General features: G+C 71.8%; 7 protein-coding genes. 4 read left to right on the top strand and 3 right to left on the bottom strand.

Annotated features, from left to right (window positions below; translation table 11 throughout):
* Positions 1–21 precede the first annotated feature (21 nt).
* Both JHAT_RS09025 and JHAT_RS09020 read left to right on the top strand, forming a co-directional pair.
* Positions 22–1410, top strand: a complete 1389-nt coding sequence (locus tag JHAT_RS09025; protein ID WP_077797538.1) for an 8-oxoguanine deaminase — start codon at positions 22–24, stop codon at positions 1408–1410.
* 240 nt (positions 1411–1650) lie between these two features.
* Positions 1651–3039, top strand: coding sequence for a nucleobase:cation symporter-2 family protein (locus JHAT_RS09020; RefSeq protein ID WP_077797537.1), 1389 nt, complete (start codon positions 1651–1653; stop codon positions 3037–3039).
* A gap of 69 nt (positions 3040–3108) precedes the next feature.
* Here JHAT_RS09020 and JHAT_RS09015 read toward each other — a convergent pair whose 3' ends face one another.
* The 3 genes from JHAT_RS09015 to JHAT_RS09005 all read right to left on the bottom strand — a co-directional run bounded on the left by JHAT_RS09015 (position 3109) and on the right by JHAT_RS09005 (position 4916).
* Positions 3109–3531 (bottom strand): thioesterase family protein, encoded by a 423-nt coding sequence (locus tag JHAT_RS09015; RefSeq protein WP_077797567.1) that lies wholly within the window; start codon positions 3529–3531, stop codon positions 3109–3111.
* 92 nt (positions 3532–3623) lie between these two features.
* Complete coding sequence (locus tag JHAT_RS09010; protein WP_077797536.1) at positions 3624–4268, bottom strand: hypothetical protein; 645 nt, start codon at positions 4266–4268, stop codon at positions 3624–3626.
* 48 nt (positions 4269–4316) lie between these two features.
* On the bottom strand, positions 4317–4916 hold the full coding sequence (locus JHAT_RS09005; protein ID WP_077797535.1) for a histidine phosphatase family protein: 600 nt from the start codon (positions 4914–4916) through the stop codon (positions 4317–4319).
* Between the two features lie 239 nt (positions 4917–5155).
* Between JHAT_RS09005 and JHAT_RS09000 the strand changes: the two genes are divergently transcribed.
* Together JHAT_RS09000 and JHAT_RS08995 are read left to right on the top strand one after the other, a co-directional pair.
* Entirely contained in the window at positions 5156–8956 is a 3801-nt protein-coding gene (locus tag JHAT_RS09000) for a LamG-like jellyroll fold domain-containing protein (protein WP_253195450.1), read from the top strand.
* 139 nt (positions 8957–9095) lie between these two features.
* Positions 9096–15662, top strand: coding sequence for an RHS repeat-associated core domain-containing protein (locus tag JHAT_RS08995; RefSeq protein WP_077797534.1), 6567 nt, complete (start codon positions 9096–9098; stop codon positions 15660–15662).
* The last annotated feature ends 15 nt before the right edge of the window (positions 15663–15677 follow it).

The following is a 15677-nucleotide window of genomic DNA, read 5'->3' as shown; positions in this document are numbered from 1 at the left end:
CCGAAGACAAGGAAGCACAGCATGGCAGCAGCACCGCCGGCCGAGCGCACGGTCATCGAGAACTGCGCGATCGCCACCGTGGACGCGGACGACACCGAGTACGCCTGCGGCCATGTGGTGATCGCCGGCAACCTGATCGAGTCCGTCGGCCCGGGACGGGCACCCGAGGGCCTCCGGAACGTGGTCCACCGGATCGACGCGACCGGCCACCTGGCCACGCCCGGCCTGGTCAACACCCACCACCACTTCTACCAGTGGCTCACCCGGGGCCTGGCCACCGACCACAACCTGTTCGACTGGCTGGTCGCGCTGTACCCGACCTGGGCGCGCATCGACGAGCCGATGGCGTACGCGGCGGCCCAGGGCTCGCTCGCGATGATGGCCCGCGGCGGCGTCACCACCGCCATGGACCACCACTACGTCTTCCCGCGGGGCTCCGGCGACCTGTCCGGCGCGATCATCCGTGCCGCCCGGGAGACGGGCGTCCGCTTCACCCTCGCCCGCGGCTCCATGGACCGCGGCGAGTCGGACGGCGGGCTGCCGCCGGACTTCGCGGTGGAGAGCCTGGACGACGCGCTCGCCGCCACCGAGGCCACCGTGCACGAGCACCACGACGCCTCCTTCGGCGCGATGACCCAGGTCGCCGTCGCCCCCTGCTCGCCCTTCTCCGTCTCCACCGAACTGATGCGTCGGGGCGCCGAGCTGGCCCGGCGGCTCGGGGTGCGGCTGCACACCCACGGTTCGGAGACCGTGGAGGAGGAGAAGTTCTGCCACGAGCTGTTCGGCACGGGCCCCACCGACTACTTCGAGTCGACGGGCTGGCTCGGTGAGGACGTGTGGATGGCGCACTGCGTCCACATGAACGACGCCGACATCGCCGCCTTCGCCCGCACCGGCACCGGCGTCGCCCACTGCCCGTCCTCCAACGCCCGCCTCGCCGCCGGCATCGCCCGCGTCCCCGACCTGCTCGCCGCCGGCGTCCCCGTCGGCCTCGGCGTCGACGGCGCCGCCTCCAACGAGTCGGGCGAACTCCACACCGAACTGCGCAACGCGCTGCTCATCAACCGCCTCGGCGCCCACCGCGAGGCCGCGCTGAACGCCCGCAAGGCACTGCGGCTGGGCACCTACGGCGGCGCGCAGGTCCTCGGCCGCGCCGCCGAGACCGGCTCCCTGGAGGCGGGCAAGCTCGCCGACCTGGTGCTGTGGCGGATGGACACGCTCGCCCACTCCTCGATCGCCGACCCGGTGGCCGCCCTGGTCCTCGGCGCCGCCGCCCCGGTCACGGCCTCGTTCGTGAACGGCCGCCGGATCGTCGAGGACGGCCGGCTGCTCACCGTCGACGAGGACGCCATCGCCCGCTCCACGAGGAGCGAGGCGCAGCGGCTGGCGCGGATCGCCGCGCAGGGCTGAGCACCGCACGACCGAACACCCAAGTTCTCCGGCTGGGAGGGACGGCTCCCGGCCGGTAGCCGTGGACCCGAGCGGGGTCCATGGCGGCCGCCTCCGGGGCGTGTGCCCCTGCGCACGCCCCCGGAGCGGTCACCGTTTCCCGCAACCGGAACGGTCCGTCCCGGTCCCGCACGACCATATGCACCACCTCCCTGACAGATACGTCAATGCCGACGTGTAACCGACCGGAGGAACGCCGCCGTGGCCGACCACCCTGTTGACGAGAAACTCCCACCACTGAAGATGGCGACGACGGGCCTGCAGCACGTGGCCGCCATGTACGCCGGAGTCGTCGCCCCGCCCCTGATCGTCGGCGCGGCCATCGGCCTGAGCGCCACCGAGCTCACCTTCCTCACCGGCGCCTGCCTGTTCACCGCGGGCCTCGCCACCTTCCTGCAGACCCTCGGCATCTGGAAGATCGGAGCCCGTCTCCCCTTCGTCAACGGCGTCACCTTCGCCGGTGTCGCCCCCATGACCGCGGTCGTCGCCTCGACCGACGACAAGTCCGACGCGCTGCCGATCATCTTCGGCGCGGTCATCGTCGCCGGCCTGCTCGGCTTCCTGGCCGCACCCGTCTTCTGCAAGGCGATCCGCTTCTTCCCGCCGGTCGTCACCGGCACCGTGATCACCCTCATCGGCATATCCCTGCTCCCGGTCGCCTTCGGCTGGGCACAGGGCCCCAGTCCCACGGCCGACGACTACGGCTCGTCGACCAACCTGGGTCTGGCAGGGATCACGCTCGTCATCGTCCTGCTCCTGCGTCGCTTCACCCGCGGCTTCGTGAAGCAGATCGCGGTGCTGCTCGGCCTGGTCGCGGGCACGCTCATCGCCATCCCGTTCGGCGTCACGGACTTCGGCCCGGTCGCGGACGCGGACGTGGTCGGCTTCCCGACGCCGTTCCACTTCGGCGCCCCGCAGTTCCAGGTCGCCGCGATCCTGTCGATGATCGTGGTGATGGTGGTCTCGATGACCGAGTCCACCGCCGACATGCTCGCCCTCGGTGAGATCGTGGAGCGGCCGGCGGACGAGAAGACCATCGCGGCCGGCCTGCGTGCCGACACCCTCGGCTCGGCGCTCAGCCCCATCTTCAACGGCTTCATGTGCAGCGCCTTCGCGCAGAACATCGGCCTGGTCGCGATGACGAAGATCCGCAGCCGCTTCGTGGTGGCCGTGGGCGGCGGCTTCCTGGTCCTGATGGGCCTGTGCCCGATGGCCGCCTCGCTGATCGCCGTCGTCCCCCGCCCGGTGCTCGGCGGCGCCGGCGTCGTCCTGTTCGGCTCGGTCGCGGCGAGCGGCATCCAGACCCTGGTCCGGGCGAGCCTGGACAAGGACAACAACGTCCTGATCGTGGCGGTCTCCCTGGCCGTCGGCATCATCCCGATCGCGGCGCCGGAGTTCTACCACGCCTTCCCGGAGAACGCGAAGATCATCCTGGACTCCGGCATCTCGACCGGCTGCGTGGCCGCCGTCCTGCTCAACCTGGTCTTCAACCACATCGGCGGCAAGGGCCGGGACGCGGAGGACGTGACCCATCCGATGGAGGCGGGGGAGGAGATCACCGAAACGTCCCGCACCGCCGTCGCGCGGTGACGACGGGACCCCCGGGGCATGACGGCGGGCCGGCGCCCGAAGGAGGGGCGCCGGCCCGCACACCTCCGCCTACAGCCCGAACAGCGCCGGGTCCGAGGCCAGTTCCTTGAACCGCTGCCGCGGGTCGGCCACCAGCCTGCGCTCGCGCAGGTCCATGAGCCCGCCGACCGCCTCGATCTCGGCCGCCACGGTGCCGTCGGCCTTGCGGACGGTCTGCCGGATCCGGAACGTCTTGCCCTCACCCCACTCGAAGGCGCACGTCACCTCGACCTCGTCACCGGCGAGCAGCTCCCGCCGGAAGCGGATCGTCGTCTCCAGCGCCACCGGCCCCACTCCCCGGGCCACCAGGTCGGCCTGCCGGACCCCGGCCGCCTGGAGCAGCGACCAACGGGCGTGCTCGGCGTAGTTGAGGTACACGGCCTGGTTCAGATGCCCCTGCGTGTCCGTCTCGTACCCGCGGACGGTCACCGGAACGGAAAACGGCTCGCTCACCACAACTGCCTCTTCTCGTGGACGTATCGAGGGGACGTACTGCGTGGACGCACCGCGTGTGCGTCCTGTCGGGACGATCCTGACACGGGCGCTCACACCCTCCGCGGCGAGGCCAGCAGATAACGGGCCCGGGTGCGCGGCTCGGTGTGTTCCCCGACCTGCCAGCCCGCCGCCTCCAGCGTCGCCGCGCAGGCTCCCAGCGCGGTGCCGTCGGCCGCGTGCACGGCGACGGCCTCGGGCTGCGGCGTCGCCCGCACCCGGTACCCGTCGTCGCCGGACGGACCCGCGGGGCGGTGTCCGGCGGCCTCCAGCGCGAGCGCGGCGGCCCGCACGAGATGCGCCCGCTCCCACCCGCAGGGCAGGTCCACGGCCCCGTCGGCACGGGTCATCCGGCGCAGCTCCAGCAACCCCTCCCAGGCCGCGCGCACCTCGCGCAGCCGCGCCGGCCCGGCCTCGCCCGGCCCGTTCTCCTCGCCGCCCACCCGCGCGGCGAACACGCCGTCGGCGCTGGGTGCGGCCGGCGCCGGGGCCAGGGCCCTCCCGGGTCCGGCGGGGGACTCCCGTATCCGGTGCCCGGCGGGGGTGAGGAAGCAGTCGTGCGGGGGCCGCGGATGCCGGAAGGCGAGCCCGCGCTCCACCAGCGCCTCGAGCTGCGCCCGCGTCCCCCGCAGCCGTCCGGTGACGGGGTCGGCGGCGTCGATGACCCGCCGCTGCGCGGCGGTGGGCGGCCGTGCCACGGCGTCCCCCTTCCTCACCGGTCCCTCACCGGTCGACACCCTCGAAGACTACGACGGGGGTCTGACATTCCACGCGGCGATCACCGGACGCCCGTGCTCCGTGCCCAGCCGGCACAGCGTCCCCGTCCCCAGCTGGAACAGCGCCCCGTGCGAGGGCGGAAGCCCCAGGTGCCGTGCGGTGAGCACCCGCAGGAAGTGCCCGTGCGCCACCAGCACCACGCACCCCTCGGTGTCGGCGAACGCGGCCCCCACCCGGGCCAGCACCCGGTCGGCCCGCTCACCCACCTGCTCCGGCGACTCCCCGGGGTGGTCCGGCGGTCCGGGCACGACCCCGTCCGTGAACAGGAACCAGTCCGGCCGGGACCGCTGGATCTCGACCGTCGTGACGCCCTCGTACCCGCCGTAGTCCCACTCGTGCAGGTCGGGGTCGACGCGGGGCGCGTGCAGCCCGATCAGCTCGGCCGTCTCCCGCGCCCGCTGGAACGGGCTGACGAACGCGGCCCCGATCCGGTGCGACCGGATCAGCGGCACCAGGCGCCGCGCCTGCTCCCGCCCGTTCTCGGTCAACGGGACGTCCGTCAGCCCGGTGTGCCGCCCGGACCGCGACCACTCGGTCTCACCGTGCCGGACCAGAAAGAGATCACCCATGGACTCCCACCCTTCGCGCCGTGCTCGTCAGCACGGTGTCACACATGCGCCGCGACCTGCGGAAGCGACTCGGCCGCACGTGCACGTCCGGGGTGCGACACCGGGCGTCCGGATACCACTGGACGCCATGTTGTGCGCACGACATACGAGTTGCCGTCCTGTGATCATGAACACGCTTGCCGCCGGGTGCCGAACGCTATTTACTGACGCGGCCATTGTGAAGATTGCATGAGGAATTCATGGGGGGCGCACGAGTGCGCTGGTACAACTCGGCCGGGACGGACCGGCACAGACGAGTCGTCAGTCCGGCCGGATGGGCAGCCGGAATCACCTCGGTGGCCCTGGTGGCCTCCTTGACGGCGTTCACCGTGCCCGCCGTCGCGGCTCCCGCGGCCCCGGCGGCCCCGGCGGCGGCGACCTCGGCCTCGGCCTCCGGGGACGCCGTGATCGACCACGCCACGGCCTCCCGGCGCGCCGCGGCCAGTGGCGAGCAGGTGGAGGTCACCGGTGAGCGCACCGAGTACTCCACCACCACGGCCAACCCGGACGGCACCTTCACCCTCGTGCAGTCCGCGGTCCCGCAGCGGGCCAAGGGCGACGACGGCTCCTGGCGTGCCGTGGACGCCACGCTGGAGCGCAGGCCGGACGGCACCGTCGGCCCCAAGGCCGCCGTCGTCGACCTGTCCTTCTCCGGCGGCGGCGACGGCAAGGGCCTGATCCGCCTGGGCAACGACGAGGGCAGCCTGCACCTCGACTGGCCCGGCCGGCTGCCCGAGCCCCGCCTGGAGGGCGCCAAGGCCGTCTACCCCGAGGTGCTCGACGGCGTCGACCTGGAGCTGACCGCCACCGCCGAGGGGTACCGCGAGGTCCTCGTCGTCAAGACGGCCGAGGCCGCCGCCGATCCGGCCCTGGAGCAGATCGAGCTGACCGCCTCCACCACCGACCTGCGGCTGATGCCGGGCGCCGGCGGCGGTGTGCGCGCCGTCGACACCGACGGCAACACCGTCTTCAAGGGCCCGGCCGGCCAGATGTGGGACTCCGCCGGCCAGGACGCCCGGCCCGGCACCGACGGCGTGCGCACCCAGCTCGCCACCGCCGACGCCGCCGGCGGCGAGATCCCCGACCCGGTCGAGGAGGGCACCCAGCCCGGCGCCGGCGACACCAGCGCCGTCATGCCCGTCCAGGTCGACGGCGACAGCGTCACCGTCGAGCCCGACCTCGGCCTGCTGCGCGGCGAGGACACCGTCTACCCCGTCTACATCGACCCCTCGGTCGGCCTCGGCGTGTCCGAGCGCACCGTGCTGTCGTCCGACGGCGACAAGTTCTGGCAGTTCAACGGCGACTACGGCGTCGGCCGGTGCAGCGTGTCCGGCCCGTACTACTGCGGCAGCAACTACACGAACCGCATGTACTTCGAGTTCTCGCCGTCCAAGCTCGCCGGCAAGTACGTCCTCGACGCCACCTTCCGCGCCTACGAGACCTGGTCGTTCAGCTGCTCCGCCAAGTGGGTGGACCTGGAGCGCACCAACAACATCTCGGAGGGCACCCGGTGGCCCGGCCCGACGCAGCTGGACCAGATGGGCGACCGGTACGTCTCGGCCGGCCGCGGCAGCCAGTGCAGCCCTGACCAGCCCGACCAGTGGATCGAGTTCAACGACAACCCGGACGAGACCGACGAGAACCTCACCTCCACGGTGCGCAGCTTCGCCGACGGCAAGATCAGCCGGCTCACGCTGATGCTGCGGGCCAAGGACGAGTCCGACCCCGAGGCGTGGAAGCGGTTCGACGACAACGCCGAACTGAAGGTGACGTACGCCTTCAAGCCCGGCGTGCCCACCAGCGTCGGCGTCATCCCCGGCGACGGCACCACCGCCTACTGCCGGACCTCGTCCTCCGACCCGCTGATCGTCACCCGCGTCGACCCGATGGTGCAGGCCCGGGTGCAGACCCAGGTCGAGCACCACATGGGTGACGAAGAGGGCTCCCTCCAGGCCGAGTTCGTCGTCGAGCGCGGTGACGACGCCGCCTGGCACCAGGTGTGGTCCGGCTACCGACCCTCCTCCGGCTGGGACCCCGACGAGACGCTCGAGAAGATGCGCACCTCCAACCGGGCGGACGGCGGCCTGTACCGGCTGCGCTCGCGCACCCAGTCGCACTGGTCGTACAGCGGCAAGTCCGGTGACCTGTTCTCCTCGTACTCCTCCTGGTGCTACTTCAAGATCGACTCGACGGCGCCCAAGGCCCCGGTCGTCACCTCGGTCTCGCCGTACACCCAGTGCACCGCCAATCTGTGCGAAGGCAAGGGCGGCCCGGGTGTGGCCGGTACCTTCACCTTCAAGCCCAACGCCGCCGACCCCGACATCACCGGCTACCGCTGGCGGCTGCTGACCACCTCGGCCAAGGAGGCCAAGGCGGTCACCGGCAAGTCGGTCACCGTGTCCGACGTGACACCGTCACTGGCAGGCACCCAGGTGCTGTCCGTGGAGGCCAAGGACGTCCGCAACCGCTGGGGCGCCCCGGCGGAGTTCAGCTTCAAGGTCGCCCCCGCGGCCGGCGCCACGGGCACCTGGCACTTCGACGACGCCGCGCCCGGCTCGGGCGTGACGACCGCCAAGGACACCGCGACCGAGGGCACCCGGCACGACGCCACCCTCTACACCGCCGGCGCGGGCTGGTCCACGCTGGCCCGGCGCGGCGACGCCGACGCCTCGCTGTGGCTCAACGACGGGTCGGACACGACGCAGCGGGCGGGCTACGCCGCGACCGCGACCCCGGCCGTGAACACCCGGGACTCCTTCACCGTCTCGGCGTGGGCCTTCCTGACCGACACCTCCCAGACCCGGGTGGTGATGGCGGCCCCCGGCACCTACGGTTCGGCGTTCACGCTGTACTACTCGGCCTCCTACAAGAAGTGGGTCTTCAACCGGACCGCCGGCGACGTCAAGGACAAGCCGGTCTACCTCCGGTCGCTCGGTGACGCCACCAACCCGCCGCTGAAGGTGTGGACGCACCTGGCCGCCGTGTTCGACACGAAGAACGACGCCGACAAGGCGAACGACACCATCCAGCTGTTCGTCAACGGCCGCCCGCAGGGCAAGCCCGTCGTCCTGAACACGGTGTCGACCGCGTACCAGCCCTGGGTCTCCTCCGGCGGACTCCAGATCGGCCGCTCCCTGGTCGGCGGCGTCTACGGCGAGCACTTCCGCGGCCGGCTCGACGAGGTGAACGTCTGGCAGCGCGTGCTGACCCCGGACGAGATCACCCAGCAGGCGCAGCTCCTGGAGGAGGGCGTGCCGGCCAACGAGCTCGTCGCGCAGTGGGACGCCGCGTCGTCCACCGGCACCACGGTCAAGGAGTTGTCCTCCTACGGCACGCCGAACCTGACGCTGTCGGCGTCCGGAGCGGTACTGGACGAGGAGAACAACGCCCTCGTCCTGGACGGCACCGCGGGCTACGCCTCCGCGACCGGCCCGGTCGTCGACGAGACCGGCTCCTTCACGGTCTCCGCCCGGGTGCGGCTGGATTCGGCCAAGCTCGCCTCGAAGCCGGTCGGTTACCGGGCCCTGGTCGCCGGGCAGCAGGCGAGCGCCGGTGAGTCCTCCTGGGCGCTGTGGGCGGTGAAGCCCGCCGACGGCGTCTACCAGTGGAAGTTCACCCGCACCGCCGTCGGCGCCGACGGCAAGGTCACCCAGTCCGCCGAGGTGCCGGGCGGCGACATCGCCGAGACCGACACCTGGGTGCAGGTCACCGGCGTGTTCGACGCCCAGGAGTCCTGGGAGTGGACGGACCCGGCCGACCCGGCGAAGACGGAGACCCGCTACGGCAGACTCCACCTCTTCGTCGGCGAGTTCGACCAGCCGTCGGAGACCGCGTCCGGGTTCACCACCCCCCAGTACGGCACCGGGGCCCTGACCGTGGGCCGCGGCAGCCAGGGCGGCACCACCGGGCACCACCTGCCCGGCGCCCTGGAGGAACTGCGTGTGTGGACCGGCGCGATGAGCGCCGACCAGGTCCGGTCGCAGATCCTCGGCGGCGTCTGAACGGCGCCCTTCCCTTCCTGAGCCGGTCCGGGGGTGCGGTCACCCGCGCCCCGGGACCGGCTCGCTCCGTCCTTCGCGGAGCGGCGCCCGCCTTCGGCGCCGCGTCCCTTCGACGTTTCCTTCTCGGACAAGGAATCCCATGAGACACCAACCCCTGGGGGTCCCCCGCGCGGGGACCGGACCCGGCCCGGACCGGCGCCGGGCGGTACGTCCCTGGCTGCGCCGCGTCAGCGCGGTCGTCGGCATCACCCTGCTGCCCGGCCTGCTCGCCCCCGCCGCCACCGCCGACGACGTGGACCCCCTCGGCCGGCCCGAGCTGTCCACGCCGAACGCCCAGCAGGTGGCGCCGTTCAAGGCGAAGCAGGACGCCCGGACCGCGGCCGTCGTGCGCGACGCCGCCCGCGCCGACCAGACGGCCGCCGGACGTGCCGCCGAGGACCAGTCCCGCGGCACCACCTGGCCCACCGGCGGCTCGGCCCGCCTGACCGCGTCCGGCACGAGGACCGCCGAGGCCACCCCCGGCCGGCTGCCCGTCACCCTCGCCCCGCCGGCGGCGAAGAACGCCAGGCGCGCCGACAGCGTCAAGGTCGACGTCCTCGACCAGGAGGCCGTCGGCGCCCTCGGCGTCAAGGGCGTCGTCCTGAAGGTCACCGGCCCCGCCGACGGCGGCGCGGCCCGGCTCGGCATCGACTACTCGGCGTTCGCCTCCGCCTACGGCGGCGACTGGGCCGGCCGCCTCCAGGTGCTGCGCCTGCCCGACTGCACCGCCGGTGCCGGCGCCTGCCCGCCCGCGACACCGGTGAAGTTCACCAACGAGCGCGGCGACGAACGGCTCACCGCCGACCTCGCCTTCGCTCCGAAGGCGGCCTCCGGGCAGACCATGACCCTCGCCCTGGCGGCCGGCACCGCCTCCGCCGACGGCGACTACAAGGCGACGCCGCTCGCGGCCTCCTCGACCTGGGAGGCGGGCGGCAGCTCCGGCTCGTTCACCTGGTCCTACCCGCTGAAGGCGCCCGAACCGGCCGCCGGCGAGGCCCCGAAGCTGGAGATCTCCTACGACTCCGGCAGCGTCGACGGCCGCACCTCCACCAGCAACAACCAGGGCACCGAGGTCGGCGAGGGCTTCGACATCACCTCGTCCTACGTCGAGCGCAAGTACGGCTCCTGCACCGACGACGGGCAGAAGGACCGGCACGACCTGTGCTGGAAGTACGACAACGCCTCCCTCGTCCTCAACGGCAAGGCCACCGAGCTGGTCAAGGACGACACCACCGGGCAGTGGCGGCTGAAGAACGACGACGCCTCCAAGGTCACCCACTCCACCGGCGCGGACAACGGCGACGACAACGGTGAGTACTGGACCGTCACCACCGGCGACGGCACCCGCTTCGTGTTCGGCCGGAACAAGCTCGACGGCGCCGCCGCCGGCGTCCGCACCAAGTCGGTGTGGACCGTGCCGGTCTTCGGCGACGACGAGGGCGAGCCCGGCTACGCCGACGGAACGGGCTTCACCTCGCGCGACAAGAAGCAGGCGTGGCGGTGGAACCTCGACTACGTCGAGGACACCCACGGCAACGCCACGACCTACTGGTACGAGGACGAGACCAACAACTACGACAAGCTCGGCGACGACAACACCGGCACGTCCTACACCCGCGGCGGCTACCTCAAGGAGATCCGCTACGGACAGCGCGCCGGCGCCCTCTTCTCCGGCACCCCCCAGGCCTCGCACAAGATCGTGTTCGGTCACGGCGAGCGCTGCCTGGCCTCCGGCACCGGCTGCGACGCGCTGACCGAGGACACCCGGGACAACTGGCCCGACGTGCCGTTCGACCGGATCTGCAAGGACGGCGACAAGTGCCCGTACCTGGACAGCCCGTCGTTCTTCACCCGCAAGATGCTGACCTCGGTCACCACCTACGCGTGGGACGCCTCGGCGGCCACGCCCGCCTTCTCGCCGGTCGACACCTGGACCCTCAAGCACCTCTACCTCGACCCGGGCGACACCGGTGACTCCACCGACCAGTCGCTGTGGCTGGACGAGATCAAGCACACCGGCAAGCGCGGGAGCGACCTCTCCCTGGACCCGGTGAGGTTCTCCCACGTCTTCCTGCCCAACCGGGTGGACAGCCCCAGCGACGACATCCTGTCCTTCGAGCGGCCCCGCCTGAAGACCGTCGTCTCCGAGACCGGCGCGCAGACGATCGTGGACTACCTGCCCGCGGACTGCGTGGCCGGGCAGACCATGCCCAAGGCGGACGAGAACACCACGCGCTGCTTCCCGGTGTACTGGTCGCCCTACGGCCAGGAGGAGCCGATCCTCGACTGGTTCCAGAAGTACCCCGTCAGCTCCGTGCGCACCACCGACCCGCTGGGCGGCTCCGAGGCCGTGCAGCACACCTACGAGTACTCCGGCGGCGGTGCCTGGCACTACAACGACGACCCGCTGACCCCCGCCAAGGAGCGCACCTGGTCCCAGTGGCGCGGCTACGGCAAGGTCACCCACTACACCGGGCCGTCGAACGGCACCCGGAGCAAGACCGTCACCGTCTACCTGCGCGGCATGGACGGCGACCGGGTCCTCGGCAGCGACGGCAAGACCCCCGACCCGGACCGGCGCAGGAAGGTGGAGGTCTCCGGCGTCACCGCCCCGGCCGTCACCGACTCCGACCAACTGGCCGGCTTCCAGCGCGAGAGCGTCTCCTACGACGGCGACAAGGAGGTCTCCGGCACCGTCAACGACCCCTGGTCCAAGCGGACGGCGACCCAGCACAAGTCGTACGCCGACACCGAGGCGTACTACGTGCGCGTGGGCGCCTCGCACGCCCGCACCCGCATCACCAGCCGCCTCACCCCCTACGACCGGGTGCGCACCACCAAGACCGGTTACGACGACTACGGCATGCCCGTGTCGGTGGAGGACACCGGCGACGACTCCGTCACCGGCGACGAGAAGTGCACCCGCACCTGGTACGCGCGCAACGACGCCGCCGGGCTGACCGCGCTGGTCTCCCGGACCCGGATCGTCGGCCGGGCCTGCTCGGTCGCCGACTCCGCCCTGGACCTGCCGGCGGACGCCACGCGCCCCGGTGACGTCGTCTCCGACAAGGCCACCGCCTACGACACGACCACCTGGTCCGCGACGCAGAAGCCCACCAAGGGCGACGCGCGCTGGTCCGGCCGCGCCAAGGGCTACGGCAGTGACGACCAGCCGCTGTGGCAGATGACGGCCGTCACCGACTACGACACGCTGGGCCGCCCGGTCCAGGTGAAGAACACCGACGACGTCATCACCTCCAAGACCGAGTACCAGCCGCCCGCGGCCGGCCCGCTGACCTCTACGACGGTCGTCAACGCCAAGGGGCACCGGACCACCACGGTCAAGGACTTCGCGCTGGGCGTGGACCTGAAGGTCACCGACGCCAACGGCAAGGTGACGGAGTCCGCCTACGACAGCCTGGGCCGCATCACTTCCGTGTGGCTGCCGAACCGCTCCCGCGCGCTCGGCAAGACCGCCACCTACGTCTACGGCTACCACGTGAAGTCCACGTCCCTGCCGTGGGTCTCCAGCGCCACCCTGAACGGCGACGGCTCCGGCTACAACACCACCTACGAGATCTACGACTCGCTGCTGCGCACCCGCCAGGTGCAGGCGCCGTCCGCCCAGGGCGGCCGGATCATCGCGCAGACCCTCTACGACGGCCGTGGCCTGCCGGTGACCGCGCAGTCGGACATCTGGGACGACACCGCGGCCCCGTCCGGCACGATCGTGCAGATCGACGGCGGCCAGGCGCCCCGGCAGACCGACAGCGTCTACGACGGCATGGGCCGCGTCACCAAGGCGGTCACCAAGAGCTACGGCGTCACCGAGTGGACCGTCGACACCACCTACCAGGGCGATCTGGTCCTCACCAGCGCCCCGGAGGGCGGCTCGGCCAACGCGGTCGTCACCGACGCGTTCGGCCGGACCGTCGAGCGCCGTGACTACGCGGGCACCCGCCCGGCCGGCACGGACTACATGACCACCCGGTACGCCTTCGACGCCGCCGACCGGCAGAAGTCGATCACCGCGCACGACCGGTCCGCGTGGACGTACACCTACGACCTCTTCGGCCGCCAGGTGTCCGTCACCGACCCCGACAAGGGGACGACGGTCACCCAGCACAACGAGCTCGACCAGGCGGTGAAGTCCACCGACGGCCGCGGCGAGGTGCTGCTGTTCGAGTACGACGTGCTCGGCCGCAAGACGGGCATGTGGCAGACGTCGAAGACCGACGCGAACAAGCTGGCGGCCTGGACCTTCGACACCCTCGCCAAGGGCCAGCAGGACACGGCCGTGCGCTACGAGGGCGGCGTGACCGGCAGGGCCTACACCCAGAAGGTCACCCGCTACGACCCCCTGTACAAGGTCACCAACAACGAACTCGTCCTCCCCGCGGACGACCCGCTGGTCGCGGCCGGCGTGCCCGCCGAGCTGTCCTTCTCCACGGGCTACAACCTCGACGGCACCGTCAAGCAGGCGGCCGCGCCCGCGGTGGCCGGCCTGTCCGCCGAGACCGTGTCCTACACCTACGACGAGCTCGGCCAGGTGCTGACCGCCAAGGGCACCACCGGCTACCTCCAGCAGGCGGCCTACTCGCCCCTCGGCGACCTGCGCCAGATGACGCTGGCCACCGACCCGGCCGGCGCCAAGAAGGTCTACCTCAACAACGACTACGAGGCCGGCACCCGCCGCCTCACCCGGTCGTACGTCACCGACGACGTCCACGGCTTCATGCTCCAGGAGCTGAAGTACCAGCAGGACGACGCCGGCAACATCACCTCCGTCTCCGACGCCACCACCCTGGGCGGCACCGGCAAGGCGGACCACCAGTGCTTCACCTACGACGGCTACCGCCGGCTGAGCGAGGCCTGGACGCCCAAGACCGCCGACTGCGCCACGTCCGGCCGTACCGTCGCCAACCTCGGCGGAGCGGCGCCGTACTGGACCAGCTACCAGTACAACGACTCCGGCCTGCGCTCGAAGCAGACCGAGCACAGCGCGTCCGGTGACGTCACCACCGAGTACACGTACGGCACGGCCGAGGGCCAGCCGCACGCCCTGGCCTCCACCACGACCGGCGCCAAGACCTCGTCGTACACCTACGACGAGACCGGCAACACCGAGACCCGGCCCGGGGTCCAGGCCACCCAGACCCTGGACTGGAACGCCGAGGGCAGACTCGCCACCGCCGGTGAGCCCGCGGCGGGCGGCAAGCCGGCCACCGGTACCGCCTACGTCTACGACGCCGGCGGCGACCTGCTCATCCGGCGCCCCACCACCAAGGACGGCGAGACCGTCCTGTACCTGGGCACCACCGAGGTCCACCTCAAGGTGAGCGGCAACGGTGCGACCAAGGCGCTCTCCGGTGCCCGCACCTACAAGGCGGGCTCGTCCGTCATCGCCGTCCGCACCTCCACCGCGGGCGTCTCCGGCACGAAGCTCACCTTCCTCGCCGGTGACCACCACGGCACCTCGGCACTGGCGATCGACGCCGGCACGCTGGCGTTCGTCAAGCGCTGGTCGACGCCGTTCGGCGCCCCGCGCGGCACGGCCGGCGGCGCCTGGCCCGACGACAAGGGCTTCCTGGGCAAGCCGGCCGACGCCACGACCGGCCTCACCCAGCTCGGCGCCCGCCAGTACGACCCGGGCACCGGCCGGTTCCTCAGCGTCGACCCGCTGCTCGAACCGGACAAGCCCAACACCCTCAACGGCTACGCCTACGCCAGCAACAACCCGGTCACCAACTCCGACCCGAGCGGCACCAGCGACGGTCTCGGCGGTCTCCTCGGCGCCATCGGGGCGATCATCGGCGGTGTCGTGGGCGCGGTGATCAGCGTGGTCGGTGCCGTGATCGGCGCCCTCGGCGGCGGCGGTGGCGGTGGTGGCGGCGGTGGCGGTGGCTGGGGCGGCACGGCCCCGACCTCGTCGGGTGGCTGGACCCAGAAGCCGGTCAACCAGTGGACGCCGGGCGCGACCTACAACTACATCACCAAGTCGTGGGACCTGCCCTTCAACCCGCCCACCCAGAGCATGGAGGAGTGGCTGGCCTCCATCCCCGACTGGGGCATCGTCAGCGACCCCAAGGCCGCCAACCGCTGGGAGACCTCGCGCTCCCTGTTCTTCGGCTGGCTGTGGGGCGGCGGCTACCCGCTGCGCGAGCACCAGGACTTCCGCGGGGGCGACGCCTTCACGTCCATCCTGGCGCAGGACGAGACCATCTCCGGCCTGCGGGCGAGGATGGTCGGCCAGGCCCGGAAGGGCACGAAGGGGGCCTTCGCCAAGGAGGTCGAGTTCCAGTACGAGGACAAGGGTCCCGAGCCCGGCAGCCCCTGGTACAAGTTCAACTCGCTGCGCGGTTTCGCCAAGGACATGTCCAGCGTGCTGACCAACGGCGCCATCGGCACCAGCAACCAGGCCGACGCCTTCCTGGGCACGTACAGCGGCAAGGCCAAGATCAGCTCGATCAACAAGAAGGAGGGGTCCGTCACCCTCAAGTTCACCGCCTGGAACTCCTCCGACTGGCGGTCCGCGACCCACGCCATCCCACGCTCGTGGAACCCCGCGTTCGAGGACACCTTCGGGGCGGCGGTCCGCGAGGACTTCTCCTGGGAGGAGAAGTGGCCCATCAACGAGTGCGTGAACTACTCGGAGTGGCTGGGGTAGCACCACCGCGCCCGT

Source organism: Streptomyces sp. JHA26, from assembly GCF_002005565.1.
GTDB lineage: Bacteria > Actinomycetota > Actinomycetes > Streptomycetales > Streptomycetaceae > Streptomyces.
The sequence above is the reverse complement of the archived record's forward strand: the minus strand, read 5'-3'. Positions and strand labels throughout refer to the sequence as shown.